Below are 14,539 nucleotides of genomic sequence, written 5' to 3' on the forward strand. Positions count from 1 at the left end.
GGGGCGGTCGGGCGCCGCGCGGTCCGGGACCGTCGGCGCCCGTCTGCCCGGCCCCGGCACGGCCTACGCCTTCTCCTCCCCCAACCGCACGGCCCGCGCCCCCGGTGTCTCGACCTCGGCGCTGGACAGCGAGCCGGGACTCGCCGAGGTGACCGGATCGGTCAGCCAGCGCTGTCCGTCGGAGCCGTCGCGGACCTTGACGACGATGTCGGCGCCCGCGTCCGCGGTGGTGGCCGCCAGGGCGAGCTGCTCGTCCCAGCGGGGCAGCAACTCGCCCTGCACGGTGAGGTCGTAGCGCACGTCGTCGGCCCGCTTCGAGTCGCCGTCGGCGCAACTGCCGAGGATGACCACACCGGCGTCCGCGTGCGAGTCCAGGCACAGCTCGGGCTCCGCCACGCTGCGGAGCAGGCCGTCCTTCTCGTACGACCACTGCTGGGTGTCGTCGTCCGAGCACTCGGCCAGCTCGGTCCCGGCGCCCGCCTCGGCCTCGCCCCTGATGTCGAGGCACAGTTCGGCGTCGTCGTTGCGCAGCCTGGTCTGTCGCGGCGCGTTGGGGAGCTGGGCCGTGCCCGGGGGCGCGGTGGACACCGCCGGTGGCATCCGGGTCCCCGAGCCGCCACCGGTGGCGGAGGCGGCGGGGTCGGCGCCGTCGTCGTCCGACAGCAGGCCGGCCGCGAGCATGATCGCGATCAGTCCGGCCGAGGCCACACCCAGCCCCGTGAGCAGCGTCCGCGAGGCACGTGGCCCGCCCGGTGGCCTGCGGATCTGCGCGGGGATGCCCGGCAGGAACCGACGGCGTCCGGCGCCGTGCCGGGCGGAGCCCCGCGAGCGGGGTGCGCCCCCGGGGGTACGGCCCGGCCGGGTCTCCAGATAGCGGCGCGCCCCCCAGCCGAGCACGGCCTCGGCGATGAGTACACCCAACCCGCCCTCGAAATGACTCAGTTGTTCGGCGGCGTTCCGGCAGTAGCGGCACTCCGTCAGATGTTGCTGCACATCCGGCAGCAGGGCGCCGCCCCGGCGAATCGGGACGTCGAGGAGTCGGTTGTAGAACCGGCAATCCTTCGTCGGCGCGAGTTCCCGATGGGCATGTACACAACCTTCGCGGAATTTATCACGCGCCTGTTCGAGTGCGGCGGAGGCGGTGACGGTATCCATACCCAGCAGACCGGCCGGGACGCTTAGCGGCTCGGCTTCGACCTCGGTGTGCCAGAGCAGACAACGGGCAAGTCCCGGAAGCGCCTGGAATGACCGATCGGCAAGCTTCCGATTTTCGGGCGTCATGGACTTCGCGGTACGCATACCGCGACCGCCCGCGGGTTTCGCCAGCTCCGGCAGAACGCCCGCTATTCGCTCGTCGGCCGACCACTGCCGGACGGCCTCCCGGACGGCGACGAGCAGCCTCGGTCGCAGTGCGACGGCCGGTTCGCCGAGGGCGAGCCGGTCGAGGACCTGATGGAACGCGGCGGCGGTGACCAAGTCGGCGGTACCGGCCGGGGAGGCGAGACAGATCACCGCGTATTCGTGGGCCGGTTGCCAGTGCCGTGCCATGAGCAGCGCGACGGACGGGGCGGCCTCACCGTCAGGGCGGCCCCGAAGTCTGGCGGCGAGGCCTTCGTCGGATTCCTCCGGAACCCCGCCGGGCGGGGGGTAAGGAGGGCGAGGGGGGTGGGGGGTGGGCACTGAACGGATTCCTTCCCACGCGCGTGTCACAGAAGTTCTGACCGCCGAAAAGGACCCGGTGACTTGGTGTGTACCTCTTCAGCGTGAGCGCGGGGGCAGGAATTCACCAAGCCCATCCCCTCCGGTTCCCCCTCGGAAGGAATGAGACCCGGCCTTTTCCACCCCCCACGGGTATGTTCACCCTCGCACAGCACACTGATGACCAACAAGGCACTCGGGCAACATCAGCCCCTTTGAAAGAAAGTCAGAAACGGCGGCAACTCGCCATGCCTGCGCCACCTTTCGGCATTCCATGCGCCCCGTGTGAAACACACGCACACGCCGGAGCACCACGCACGCTCCCCGGCGTACGCGCGGGCGTAGTCCACTGGTAGCGGCCCTCTCGGAAGGCCCCGCGTGGGAAGGCGGCTCTCCCCCGCGCCATGGGCCGTCGACCCCGTTCCTCCCGCCCTCGGTCGGCGGCCCGGGGGCGGGAGGAACGGGGACACCGAACCGGCGGCCCCTTCTCCCCTTCGCGGACGCTCAGATCTGCCAGGAACGCAGCCGGTCGGCCGCGCCGTACACGTCGACCTTGCCGGAGATCAGGTCACGGGCCAGGTCGACGAGGGCGCCGTAGGGCGGGTCGATGCCGACGCCGCTGACGAACATGTAGGCCACCGCGGAGGCGCAGGCGAAGCGGGCGTTGGCCGAGGGCAGCGGCTTGAGCAGGGCGAGGGTGTGCAGCAGCGCGGCGGCCCGCCAGGCCGGGTCGGAGTCGACGCCCAACCGGGGCGGATCCACGCGATGGCGGGCGACGGCGGCGACCAGCGCGGAGAAGTCGTTGACCGTGGGCTGGTCCGGCAGGACCTCTTCGTGCCGCTGGAGGAGCCAGGGCACGTCGATATGGATGACGGGTGCCATCGCTCAGGCGGCCCGCCCCTCGCCCTTGGCCGACGGTTCGTCGTCGGGGAAGGCGGCCGCGAACTCGTCGGCGTGCGACGAGAAGAACCGGCGGAACGCCTCGGCGCCCTCCTGCAACGCCCGATGACGGGCTATGTCGGCGGCGGCGGCCTCCCGCACGAGCGCCTTCATCGACGTACCGCGTTCCTTGGCGATCTGCCGGAGGTCCTCAAGCTCGCGATCGCTGAACTCCACGTTGAGAGCTGGCATGTCCTTCACGGTACCGCTCGGGTACTCACCCGTAAATCCCCGCAGGTCAAGTGCGACGTACGACGGTACCGAGAGGCGTGAAGAGCCCAGCCGGAGGTGCCCCACCGGGCGAGACGTGGGTCACATCCGGCCAGGGGATGTCACATTCCGGTCCCCGGCGGCCCTCGCAGTGGTGAGCGCTCGCATGGGGAGCCCCCACGCATGTCCGACACCCCCGCACCCGTCACCGACGACGACACCGGCGTCTTCGTCGACCACCGAGAGCTGATGTTCGGCGTCGTCACCTGCTCGGCAGCGTCGCCGACACCGAGGACGTACTTCAGGAGACCTGGCTGCCGGAGCCGCTGGTCGCGGAGGGCGAGGACGGCGGCGCCGAGGGCCCGGCCCCGCGCACCGAGTCCGTGTCGCCGGCGATGCCGGTCGTCCTGGAGTCGCTGACACCGCTGGAGCGCGCGGTGTTCGTGCTGCACGAGGTGTTCGGCCATCCGCACACCGAGATCGCGGAGATCATCGACCGCAGGCCGGCGGCGGTACGGCAGCTCGCCCATCGCGCCCGCGAGCACCGACCGCCCACGAGCGCCCCGGCGAGCTCGTGGAGCACGAACCGCGGGGGCCCGGAGGGTGACAAACAGGAGAACGGCATGTACCGGGACCGTACGGTCCTGACCACCCCTACAACCCCTGGTGATGTCCCACTGTCACACCCCATGCCGACACCAATGGTGCTTCGGGCACATCAACCCCTCACATCACCAACGGAGTTATCGTGCAGATGCGCTCAACGGCCGCCCGATCGGCCGCCGTCGCCGCCTTCGCCCTCGCCGCCACCGCGCTGGTCGTGCCGCCCGCCCACTCGGCGGACGGCGACGACTACGTGGTCACGCTCACCAGCAGCGCCCCGACGACGGACTACAAGAACCGCACGGTCGACCTGACCGGCACCCTGACCCGCACCGACGGCACTCCGGTCACCGACGCGCCGGTGCAGCTGGAGGAATCGGTTCTGTTCGACACCTGGAACCCGTGGGGCGACCCGATCGACCCGACCGAGTGGGAGACCCGTGGCCTGGGCGCCGTCCGCACGGACGACGAGGGGCACTTCACCATGGAGGACGTCCCCGCCGACCGCGTCGAGAGCACGCCGAGCCCCTACCTGTTCCCTCGCCACCAGGTGATGTTCCGGGCGATCTACGACACCGACCCCACCGACTTCCACATGGCGTTCGCCGACACCACGGTCAAGGTCGAGCCGGTCACCAGTCTGATCGCCTACAAGGTCAACAAGACCAAGGTGCGCAAGGGCGACACCCTCGTCGTGAAGGGCCGCATCGCCTGGCCCGGCGGCCACGGCCCGCTCGCCGGCACCCGGGTGTTCCTGCGGACCTACTACGAGAGCGCCCACAACGCGCAGACCACCGTCGACGCGCTCGGCAACTTCACCGTCCGGGCCAAGATCCGCGACTACGACAACGAGTTCGTGATCTTCTCCGCCCCGAAGGACTACTACATCGCGGGCGCGAGCCGGGAACTGCCGGTCAAGAACGTCACCCCGTGACCCACGGGCACGGCGTGAAGGAAGCCCGCTGCCGCACTTGACCGGCAGCGGGCTTCCCGCGTCTCTGTCCCCGGCCGGAGACTACCCTTGGTCGGCCACGAAGGACACCATCCGGGTCAGGGCCGAGTTCCAGTTGATCGTGTGCTCGTTGGTCGACCAGGACTGGATGTCGTCGATGTAGCAGAACTGCCCGACACAGCCTCGCAGTTTGCTCTGTGCGTAGGGGTCCTGGATGCTCGAGTTCGGCCCGCCCGCGAGCGTGCCGGCCGGGGGGTTCGGCTGGCCGGGGTCGAGCTGATGGGCGTACCAACGGGCGTGCTGGTTGTGGGAGTTGACCTCGCCGTAGCCGGTCACGTACGAGATGTTCAGCGCGTTGCGCCCGAAGAGGTAGTCCATGCTCTGCACCGCGCCGTCACGGTACTTCGAGGCGCCGGTGATGTCGTACGCGGAGGCGATGACGACGGCGTTGTGCAGGATCTGGTGGTTGGAGCCCCAGTCGTAGAGGTTGCCGTCGGGGGCGTACGGCATGCCGTACGGCTGTGCCTTCGACGTCGCGAGGTAGCGGTCGGCGCCCTGGACGACGGACCGGCGCACCTTGTCCCGGCCCGGCAGCCTGCTCGGTACGGTCGCCAGGTCCAGCCGGGCGGCGGCGGCCGTGCGGGCCCAGTCGTAGCCGAGCGGGCCGAAGATGTCGGCGGTGTGGACGGGTGAGTCGAGGACGTGGTCCGCGAACTGCCCCTCCCCGGTGGTGAGATACAGCTCGGCGGCGGCCCAGTAGAACTCGTCGGTGACGTTGCTGTCGGCATACGTGCCGCCGCCGGTGCCGTCACTCTCGGAGGCGTACCGGTCGGGGTGCGCGAGCGCCGCCGACCAGGCCTTGCGGGCCGCGGTCAGCGCCTTCGCCGCGAACTGCCGGTCGTAGGGCTGGTACAGACGTGCCGCCTGTGCCGCTGTCGCCGCCAGGTTCAGGGTCGCCGCGGTGGACGGCGGATGCAGCTCGCGCTTCTGCGGATCGTCGCTCGGCAGCAGGGGCAGGCCGGTCCACTGTTCGTCGTGGATCTTGTGGTGTGCCATGCCGGCCAGCGGCTGCCCGGCAGGCACCTGCATCTTCAGCAGGAACTCCAGCTCCCAGCGGACCTCGTCCAGGATGTCCGGCACCCTGTTGCCGCTCTCGGGGATGGCGAGCGTGCCGTCGCCCAGCTTCCTCGGCTGCCCGGTGCGGGCCGACAGTTCCCGTTCGTACGTACTCAGCAGCTCCCATACGGAGATGCCGCCGTTGACGACGTACTTGCCGTGGTCGCCCGCGTCGTACCAGCCGCCGGTGACATCCAACTCGTAGTCGCACACGCCCGGCTGACAGGGCACGGCGCCGTCGCCCCGGTTGGGCGCGACATCGACGTGTCCCGCGGGGCGGGCGTATCCGGGGCGCAGATCGTCCCGGATCGGGATGCCGCTGCGCTGCGTGTAGTAGTACTTCGCGGCGTCCAGGCGCAGCCGCTCGTAGGCTGCCGTGCCGATGTCGAAGGGGCGGCTCGCCTGACCGTCGGCGACGAGCGTGAAGTCCTTGCCGGGTTTGCGGTAGGCGCCGAAGTCGAGGGAGTGGACGTTCTGCGCGGAGGAGGCGTCGGTGCCGCGCGGCAGGGTCCAGCCGTGCGCGACGACGGCACCGGAGGCGTTCTTCAGCTGCCAGGGCAGCCGCTGAGTGGCGTCCGTGACCAGCGTGGCGTTCTTCGGCCCGGCGGGCAGGTAGGCGACCTGGTTCACCCGCACCCTGGGTCCGGTGTCGGGCTCGTACACCTCGGGCGGGACTCCGCCGAGCAGTGAGGCGTCGTCCATGCAGAACCGCCAGGCGTCCGCGCTGCCGCCGAGCTGGAAGGCGACCTGGCCCTGCGGGGTGTCGACGGGCGAGGTGAAGGTGTACGCGTACGAGTTCCCGGAGACGCTCAGCTCCGGCGTCACCTCGAAGTAGGTGTCGTACGGGGCCGTGGACAGGCCGACGACCGCCCGCACGACGTGCCCCTCCGGGGAGCCGCCGGCGGTGAAGGAGAGGCGGTACGACTCGCCCTTCACGAGCTTGATGTCGTTCTGGCCCACGGCGGCGTCCCAGGGGTTGGCGGTGCCGCCCGGGACGTCGGCGCAGAGCTGCCCGCCGGACAGGCCGGCGGTGACGTTCGCGGTGGTCCACCACGGGTCGGTCGTGGTGTCGAAGGTGCCGTTCCTGAGCTGCTCGACCTCCTCGGCGCCCGCCGGTGCGGCCGGGAGCGCGGTGAGTCCGGCGGCCAGCAGGGCCATCAGGGACAACAGGGTGGTTCTGCGTCGGTTCACGTCTGGGCTCCTCGGGGTGAGGTGCGTGCGTCGCGCCCTGGGTGGGAGCGCTCCCAACAATTCGATGCGGCCATGCTTGTCGGCAACATGACAGTCCGTCAACGGTCGGGACGCGTCGCGCTCCGCTCGGTGGGGCCACGTAATCGCCCGGCCGCGGCGCCGTCGTGGCTGGTCGCGCAGTTCCCCGCGCCCTAGGGACGCGGCTGATGCCACGGACTCCCGGTCGGGCCGCGGAAGTACTCACCACTGGTCTCCGGTCGGGACCCGGAAGTACTCATGGCACCGGAGCAGTCACGCGTGCGCATGCGCGTTCGCCGCGTGTAGGGCATCGACGCACTAGGCTTGAGCCGGACTGACACGCTCGTTCACCGAGAGTGTGCACGTTGGAGTGGCGCCCATGAGCCCGGAGTACCCGTTCGACGAGGCCGCGACGGCCCGGGCGGTCGTCGACGACCGTGGAGTGCTCGTCGAGTGGAACGCCGGCGCCGAGCGGCTGCTCGGCCATCCCGCCGCGGAGGTCGTCGGGCGCCCGGCCGTGGACCTACTGGCCGGCGAGGCGCAGCGGGGCTCCCTCACCCCGGACGGCGAACGCTGGCAGGGCATCGTCACGCTGCGCCGTCACGGCGGCGGCACGCTGCCCGTGTGGCTGCTCGCCCATCGGGTGCGACCGCGGGACGACGGCCCCCATCAGTGGCTCGTGGTCACTCCGCTCGACGACGAGGCACGTCCGGACGGCGATCCGCTGGACCATGTCGGGCTCCTGGAGTCGCCCTGCCCCATCGCGATCTACGACGACCGGCTCCGGCTGCGCAGGATCAACTCCGTGATGTCGGAGGTCCTCGGGCTCTCCGAGGAGCATGTGCGCGGGTTGCGGGCGCCCGAACTCACCGGCAGACGGCAGAGCCAGGACATCGAGCAGCAGCTGCTGCGGGTGCTCACCACGGGCCGGGGCACCGACGTACGGACGTACGTCCCGGTCGGCGGGGACAGAACCCATGCCTGGCTGGCCCGGATGGCCCCGATCACCGACGCCAAGGGGCGGGTGTGCGGGGTGAGCGTCGCGGCCCACGACTTCACCGACCAGTACCTGGCCCAGGAGCGGCTCCAACTGGTCAACGAGGCCAGCGTCCGCATCGGCACCACCCTCGACGTCACACGCACGGCCGAGGAACTGGCCGATGTCTGCGTCCCCGCGCTCGCCGACTTCGTCAGCGTCGACCTGCTGGACCCGCTGGAGCCCGGTGGCGAGCCGCCGACCGGCGCGCTGTCCGCACCGATCGGCCTGCGGCGGGTGGCCCACCGGTCCGTCAACGCCGGTAGCCCCGAAGCCGTGGTCGAGCCCGGACACCAGGACGAGTACCCCACCCCGTCGCCCCAGGCCGACGCCCTGCTGGCGGGCCACACCATCGTGGCCTCCATGTCCACCGGCGACCTGGAGGAGTGGCTCTCCTGGGACCCCGCTCGGGCCGAGCGGATCAAGCAGTACGGCATCCACACCACGATGTCCGTACCGATCCGGGCCCGCGGCGCCACCCTGGGCGTCGCCGTGCTCACCCGGTTCAAGAACGCCCAGCCGTTCACACCGGACGACGCCCTGCTGGCCGAGGAGATCACGGCCCGCGCGGCCGTCTGCATCGACAACGCCCGCCGCTACTCACGCGAACGCGAGACCGCCCTCGCCCTGCAACGCAGCCTGCTGCCCCGGTCCCTGCCGCGCACCGCCGCCCTGGAGGCGGCGTCCCGCTATCTCCCGGCGGCGCGTTCCGGGGTGGGCGGCGATTGGTTCGACGTGATCCCGCTGTCGGGGATGCGGGTGGCCATGGTGGTCGGGGACGTCGTCGGCCACGGCATCCAGGCGTCGGCCACCATGGGCCGGCTGCGCACCGCCGTGCGCACCCTGGCCGACATCGACCTCGCGCCCGACGAGTTGCTCACCCACCTCGACGACCTCGTCGTGCGGCTGTCCGAGGAGGCGGGCACCGATGCCGGACCCGGCGAGGTGGGCGCCACCTGTCTGTACGCGGTGTACGACCCGGTGTCCCGGCGCTGCACGCTGGCCCGCGCGGGGCACCCCTCGCCGGTCATGGTCCCGCCCGGCGGCCCGCCGCGCGGGATCGAGCTGCCCGCCGGGCCGCCGCTGGGCGTGGGCGGCCTGCCGTTCGAGTCCGCCGAGGTCGAACTGCGCGAGGGCACCGTGCTCGCGCTCTACACCGACGGCCTGCTCGAGGCCCGGGACCGCGACGTCGACGCCGGCCACGCGCTTCTGTGCACCGCGCTGTCCGGCCTGGCCGACTCGCTGGACGAGACCTGCGACCGTGTCCTGCACTCCCTGCTGCCGCCGGGCGGCGTCCCGGACGACGTGGCCCTCCTACTGGCCCGCACCCAGGGCTTGCCCGCCTCCCGGGTGGCCACATGGCACATCCCGGCGGACCCGGCGCTCGTCGCGCCCATCCGCAAGCAGGTCCTGGAGCAACTCGACCTCTGGAGCCTGAGCGAGGCGTCGTTCACGGCCGAGCTGGTGGTGAGCGAGCTGGTCACGAACGCCATCCGCTACGGCAGCCAGCCCATCCGGCTCCGCCTGATCCATGACACGGCGACGCTGATCTGCGAGGTGTCCGACACCAGCCACACCGCGCCGCACTTGCGTCGCGCCAAGATCTTCGACGAGGGCGGCCGGGGACTGCTGCTGGTCGCCCAGCTGACCCAGCGCTGGGGCAGCCGGCACACGGCGGACGGTAAGACGATCTGGGCGGAGATCGGGCTGCTCGGCGAGGAGTGAGTACTCGGCGCCGGAACGGGGAGTCGTGAAACATGGGCCGTGCACGGGTATTCCCCTCCTTACACCGAGCGATTCCCCTGGTGAGCACCGTCGCGCTGGTCAGCCTGGCGACGGCATGCTCGAACGGCGGAGACTCCGCGGGTTCCGTCAGCACACCGGCGGACAGCAGCAGTCGTACGACCGCCCCGCCGACCACCGGCACCGGGAGCCCCACGACGGGACCGGACACGACCGGACCGGACACGACCGGACCGGACACGACCGGACCGCCCGCCGCCGACACCAGCAGTCCGGTGATCCAGTCGGGCGGCCCCGGCGAGCGCTGCCACACCTCGCAGCTGCGCGCGTCGATCGGCCGGCCCAGCCCGGGGGCCGGACAGCGCAACTTCCCGATCGTGCTGACCAACACCGGCGACCACACGTGCAGCGTGCGCGGCTATCCCGGCGCCGCCTTCGTGGACGCGTCCGGCGAGCAGTTGGGCCCCGACCCGAAGCGCTCGCCGGACACCCCGACGACCGTCACCCTGACGCCGGGCCGGAGCGCGTGGGCGGGGCTCACCTTCGCCAGTCCCGAGATCAGCGGGGCCCGTACGGCCCGGCCGGCCGCGCTGCTCGTGACGCCGCCCGACGAACGGGACTCGCTGAAGGTGGCCTGGACGGCCGGTGAGGTGCCCGTGGCCGGCAACGAGTCCTCGGTCTTCCTGACGGTGGTCCAGCCCGGCACCGGGGGCTGACCGCTCGCTCAGTAGCCGCCGCCACCGCCGTGTCCGTGGCCGCCGTGTCCACCGCCGTACCCGCCCCCGTAACCGCCGCCGGACCAGCCGCTGTTGTCGTCCCAGGAGCAGGCGTACGGGTTGTAGTAGCAGGAGTCGTCGGTCGGGGTCGCGGACGTGGGCTGAGAGGTCGTCGGGGTCGCGGACGGGGTCGGTGGGTGCGTCGGCGTCCTCGACGGCTCGGGGGTGGGGGTCGGCGTCGGGGCGGGCGGCTCGGTCACCCGCGCGGCCGAATCCCACTTGACCACCTCGAGTTGGAGGTCCGGCTGGGACGTGTCGATCACCCAGTGCTGGGCGTCGCCCTCGTCCTCGCGGGTCTTCAGGACCAGTGCGCCCGAGCCGTCGGTGGCGGCGGGGCTGAGGGCCAGGTCCTGGTCGAAGCGGGGCACCAGGGTGCCTTGGAGGGTGAAGTCGTAGCGGATGTTCTTGGTCGCGGAGTCGCCGGGACCGGTGCAGCGGGCGAGCCGGACCGAGTAGCCGAGGTGGGAGTCGAGGCAGAGCTCGGGGTCGGCGCCGCTGCGGATCAGTCCGTCGGTCTCGTACGCCCACTGCTGGCCGGGCGTCGAGGAGCAGGCGGTGAGTTCGGTCTCGGCGCCCTCGACGACCTTGCCGCCGACGATGCCGACGCACAGCCCGGACCCGACGTTGTGCAGCCGGCCCCGCAGATCGCCCTTCGCGGCCTCGGCGGCGCCGGCCCAGGACGGGTTGCCGGTCTCGGACCCCCTGCCGGAGTCGGGGACCTCGGAGGGGCGGTCGTCGGCCGTGGACGCGGAATCGTCGCCGGATCCGGCGATGGACCAGGCGACCAGCGGCAGCACGACGAGTGCGCTGACGGTCGCGACGGCGGCGGTGAGGTTACGTCGTCGGGCGGCACGGCGGGCGGCCTTCAGCGCGGCCCGGCCGGAGCAGGTGCGGGCGGCACCCGCGTCGGGAGCGGTGGCGGGAGCGGTGGCGGGGCGCGCCCGGCGGGCGGCCCGGCGCGCGGCGCGCTGGCCCGGCTCCGCCGGTGAGGCGGCCGCGTCGGCGGAGGCGAAGGGCCGGTCCGCGGACGGGGGCCCGGCGGGGCCCGCGAGGGTGTCGACGCCGGGGGCGAAGAAGGTCTCCGGCGCGGGGGCCGAGGCGGGGGCCTCGCCCATGCCGGCATGGAAAGCCGGGGCGGCTTGGACCCTGGCACCGGGAGCGGCACCGGCGGTCGCCTCTGCATCGGCATCGGCGAAGAAGGACTCGCCCGCGATCGACGCCGCCGGGGGCGCCGGCTTCGACGCGGCCGGCTTCTCGATGAGGGTCGCTCGCGACACCAGGTACTCACCGGCGCCCCAGCCGAGCACCGCCTCGGCCAGTGCGACGCCGAGCCCCTCGTTGAAGAAGGTGAGCTGGCAGGCGGTGTCGCCGCAGTGCTCGCAACGGCTCAGGTGCTCGCGCAGATCGGGGTCGACCTCGACGCCGCCGCGCCGGTACGTCACGTCCAGCATCCGGAGGTACTGCCGGCACTCCTGCTCGGGAGCGAGCTCGCGGTGGACCTGGAGGCACTCCTCGCGCAACCGGTCGCGGGCGCGGCCCAGTTCGAGCCGCGCGGACTCCTGGTCGAGGCCGAGAAGGGCGGCCGGCACCGACAGCGGTTCGGCCTCGACCTCGGTGTGCCACAGCAGGCAGCGGGCCGACTGGGGAAGCCGCTGGAAGGCGCCGGACAGCAGGCGGCGGTCGGCGGGGGGCAGCAGCCGGGCGGCGACGCGCTCCGCGCCCTCGCTCTCGGACCTCAGCTCGGGGTGGAGCAGTTCCCGTCTGCGGTCGGTGTCCCACTCCGCCGCGATCCGGCGCACGGTGACGAGCAGTTGGGGGCGCCAGGCCGCTGTCGGGCCCGTCTGCCGGAGTGTCTCGCCGAAGAGCCGGGTGAACGCCGCGGTGGTGAGCATGCCCGCCGACCGGGCGTCGGCCGTGCACAGCCGTGCATAGGCGAAGCCCGCTTCCCAGTGCCGGTCGAGAAGTTCACCGACCGGATGCACCGCCGGTGACACCCCCGTCCACTTCTTGAGTTCGGCGCTCAGCTGAGCGTCCGTGGCGTCAAAGATGCGGGCGTCGGCTGGGGAATTCGACAGGCCTGCGTCATGCACGACGGCATTCCTCCGGAGGGCATGCGGCATTGATGGTCCATACCAAGGGGTATGCTCCGGGCGCGGCTCTTGTGAAGCGTGGGACTCAAGGGAGCGAGGCACACCTTTGCACAGGTCAGGGACAGAGAACAAGCGATTCCGGTCATTGTGCATTGCGTGGGCGCCGGTCACTATTTGACGAGTGGTCAATAGGGCGGTCTCAGCCATTGCCGGATATCGAATCGGTAATGGAAAACGGTATTCACTGGACTGGCTTCGAGCTTCGGCGCAAACCATTGAACAGCCGCACCGGACCCTTTTCGCCTGGTCATGCGGACATCCGAGCCTTCACGGACCCTTCACAAGTCATGGGCCAACCATTGGCCCGCGCGCCCGGTACACCCCCGGCGGCTGTCCGTATCGCGCCCGGAACACCCGGTTGAAGTGATAGGGGCTGGCGAAGCCGGACGCCGCGGCCACGCGCTCCACGGACAGGCCGGTGCTCTCCAAAAGGCGGGCGGCGTGCCGCAGACGGGCCTCGCGCAGCGCGCGCATCGGGGACTGGCCGAGTTGCCCGGTGAAGAGGTGGGCGAACCGGGAGGGCGAGAGCCCGACGTGTTCGGCGAGCGAACGGACGGTGTGCGGGGCGGCCGGGTCGGCGTCGATCAGCCCCTGCGCACGCCGTACCCGGGCGTCCGCGCCGGGCTCCGGCGGCGTCCGGGCCGTGCCCGCCGTGAGCAGGACGACCTCCTCCAGCGAGCACAGGGCGAGTTCGCGGGCCGCGGTCCCGTGCGCCACGGCGACCTGTTCCTCCCCCGGCGTCCGCACGGGCGGCGCCTCCGTGCCCGTCCATCGGGCGTCGGCGAGCATCCGGCGAAACGCCGCCTCGACGCGACCGTGCACGGCGTCAGGAGTCGGCGTGACGGCGTACATCCCCTCACCGGTGTCGTACCGGCGCAGCCAGGGCCGCCAGGTCGGGCGGGCCTGGCAGTGCACCCACCAGAACTCCCAGCGTGGCGCGCCCGGTTCGACTGCGTAGCCGTGCGGGACACCCGGAGCCAGCACGACCAGGTCACCGGTCCCGGCCCGCACCTCGGTGCTCCCGTGCCGCAGGCGCCCCCGGCCTGCGGTCGTCCAGGTGAACAGCCAACTGTCCGCACCGCGCGGCCGGTCGACCGCGTACCCCGGCGGCTGGTCGAAATGCCCGACCACCACCAGGCCGGGCGGCGGGGCGGGGGCGACCGGCCCGGCAGTCCCGGGCAATCCGTCAGCGCTCACGGTCATCCTCCTGACGCGGGTACTGGCCTAGCGTGACAGGGCGGGGACATCTCATCGAGGAGTGGGCACATGACAGCCATGGACATCGGCGCGCCCGGCACCACCACCCTGCCCGAGGCGGGGCTGCGGCAGTTCCGCGAAGAGGGCTTCACCGTCGTACGCGGGCTGTTCGGGAGCGCCGAGACCGCCCGGTTGTGCGCGGGGTTCGCGGCGCTGCACGCGGCCGGGCCGGTGCCGGGGCACTTCGAGCCGCGGCCGGGCGACGGCGATCCCCTGCGGGTGTATCCGCGGGTGATGCATCCGCACGAGATCGACGACCTGTCGCTGCGGGTGCTGCTCGACCCCCGGCTGCGCGGTGTGCTGGAGACCCTGCTCGGGGAGGAGGTGCTGGCCGCGCAGAGCATGTTCTACTTCAAGCCGCCGGGGGCCCGGGGGCAGGCGCTGCACCAGGACAACTTCTATCTGCGGGTGGAGCCGGGGACGTGTGTGGCGGCCTGGATCGCCTGCGATGTGATCGACCGGGACAACGGCGGGCTGGAAGTCGTGCCGGGCACGCATGCGATGGACCTGTTCTGCCCGGAACCGGCCGACGCCGAGGTGTCCTTCGCGCGGGAGTACGTACCGCCACCGACCGGTCTGGAGGTCGTGCCCGTCGACATGGCGCCGGGGGACGTTCTGTTCTTCAACGGGAGCCTGGTGCACGGTTCGCAGCCCAACCGTACGGAGGATCGTTTTCGACGGTCGTTCATCGGTCATTACGTGGGGCGTTCGACCGAGCGGATCGGTCGCTTCTACCGGACCCTGACGATGAACGGTGATCGGGTTCCGATGCCCGAGAGCGAGGGTGCGGGCCCGTGCGGCAACGAGTTCTCGCCGGACGGGCCCCACTAGGACGCGGGCCGAAACGGCG

Annotated in this window: 10 protein-coding genes and 1 pseudogene; 5 read left to right on the plus strand and 6 right to left on the minus strand. The window is 71.8% G+C overall.

Annotated elements, in window-relative coordinates; all coding sequences use genetic code 11:
* Window positions 1–63: 63 nt before the first annotated feature.
* The 3 genes from ACIQWG_RS14520 to ACIQWG_RS14530 all read right to left on the minus strand — a co-directional run bounded on the left by ACIQWG_RS14520 (window position 64) and on the right by ACIQWG_RS14530 (window position 2,829).
* The gene (locus ACIQWG_RS14520; protein WP_404094779.1) at window positions 64–1,680 is read right to left on the minus strand and encodes an RICIN domain-containing protein; all 1,617 of its coding nucleotides are present in this window, start codon (window positions 1,678–1,680) and stop codon (window positions 64–66) included.
* Window positions 1,681–2,202: 522 nt separating this feature from the next.
* Window positions 2,203–2,580: a hypothetical protein gene (locus ACIQWG_RS14525; protein ID WP_062715807.1), complete on the minus strand. Its 378-nt coding sequence runs from the start codon at window positions 2,578–2,580 to the stop codon at window positions 2,203–2,205.
* Between the two features lie 3 nt (window positions 2,581–2,583).
* Window positions 2,584–2,829 carry a hypothetical protein gene (locus ACIQWG_RS14530; RefSeq protein ID WP_383402891.1) on the minus strand — a complete coding sequence of 82 codons (246 nt, stop codon included), beginning with the start codon at window positions 2,827–2,829 and terminating at the stop codon, window positions 2,584–2,586.
* A 201-nt stretch (window positions 2,830–3,030) separates the two neighbouring features.
* Between ACIQWG_RS14530 and ACIQWG_RS14535 the strand changes: the two are divergent.
* Window positions 3,031–3,392, plus strand: a pseudogene (locus ACIQWG_RS14535) (sigma factor-like helix-turn-helix DNA-binding protein); the annotation flags it as partial.
* A gap of 203 nt (window positions 3,393–3,595) precedes the next feature.
* Window positions 3,596–4,384, plus strand: coding sequence for an acyl carrier protein (locus ACIQWG_RS14540; protein WP_404094782.1), 789 nt, complete (start codon window positions 3,596–3,598; stop codon window positions 4,382–4,384).
* An 81-nt stretch (window positions 4,385–4,465) separates the two neighbouring features.
* Here ACIQWG_RS14540 and ACIQWG_RS14545 read toward each other — a convergent pair whose 3' ends face one another.
* Window positions 4,466–6,709 (minus strand): glycoside hydrolase family 9 protein, encoded by a 2,244-nt coding sequence (locus ACIQWG_RS14545; RefSeq protein WP_404094784.1) that lies wholly within the window; start codon window positions 6,707–6,709, stop codon window positions 4,466–4,468.
* A gap of 397 nt (window positions 6,710–7,106) precedes the next feature.
* On the opposite strand from ACIQWG_RS14545, the gene ACIQWG_RS14550 reads away from it, so the two are divergent.
* Together ACIQWG_RS14550 and ACIQWG_RS14555 are read left to right on the plus strand one after the other, a co-directional pair.
* Entirely contained in the window at window positions 7,107–9,488 is a 2,382-nt protein-coding gene (locus tag ACIQWG_RS14550; protein WP_404094786.1) for a SpoIIE family protein phosphatase, read from the plus strand.
* Between the two features lie 32 nt (window positions 9,489–9,520).
* A complete protein-coding gene (locus tag ACIQWG_RS14555) occupies window positions 9,521–10,222 on the plus strand; it encodes a DUF4232 domain-containing protein (RefSeq protein WP_404094788.1) in 702 nt (233 codons plus the stop codon).
* An 8-nt stretch (window positions 10,223–10,230) separates the two neighbouring features.
* On the opposite strand, the gene ACIQWG_RS14560 is transcribed toward ACIQWG_RS14555, so the two are convergent.
* Both ACIQWG_RS14560 and ACIQWG_RS14565 read right to left on the minus strand, forming a co-directional pair.
* Complete coding sequence (locus ACIQWG_RS14560) at window positions 10,231–12,372, minus strand: ricin-type beta-trefoil lectin domain protein (RefSeq protein WP_404094790.1); 2,142 nt, start codon at window positions 12,370–12,372, stop codon at window positions 10,231–10,233.
* Between the two features lie 345 nt (window positions 12,373–12,717).
* Window positions 12,718–13,635 (minus strand): helix-turn-helix domain-containing protein, encoded by a 918-nt coding sequence (locus tag ACIQWG_RS14565; protein ID WP_404094793.1) that lies wholly within the window; start codon window positions 13,633–13,635, stop codon window positions 12,718–12,720.
* A 63-nt stretch (window positions 13,636–13,698) separates the two neighbouring features.
* Here ACIQWG_RS14565 and ACIQWG_RS14570 point away from each other — a divergent pair, with 63 nt between their 5' ends.
* Window positions 13,699–14,520, plus strand: a complete 822-nt coding sequence (locus tag ACIQWG_RS14570) for a phytanoyl-CoA dioxygenase family protein (RefSeq protein ID WP_404094796.1) — start codon at window positions 13,699–13,701, stop codon at window positions 14,518–14,520.
* Window positions 14,521–14,539 lie beyond the last annotated feature (19 nt).

The organism is Streptomyces sp. NPDC098781 (assembly GCF_044759995.1).
Lineage (GTDB): Bacteria > Actinomycetota > Actinomycetes > Streptomycetales > Streptomycetaceae > Streptomyces.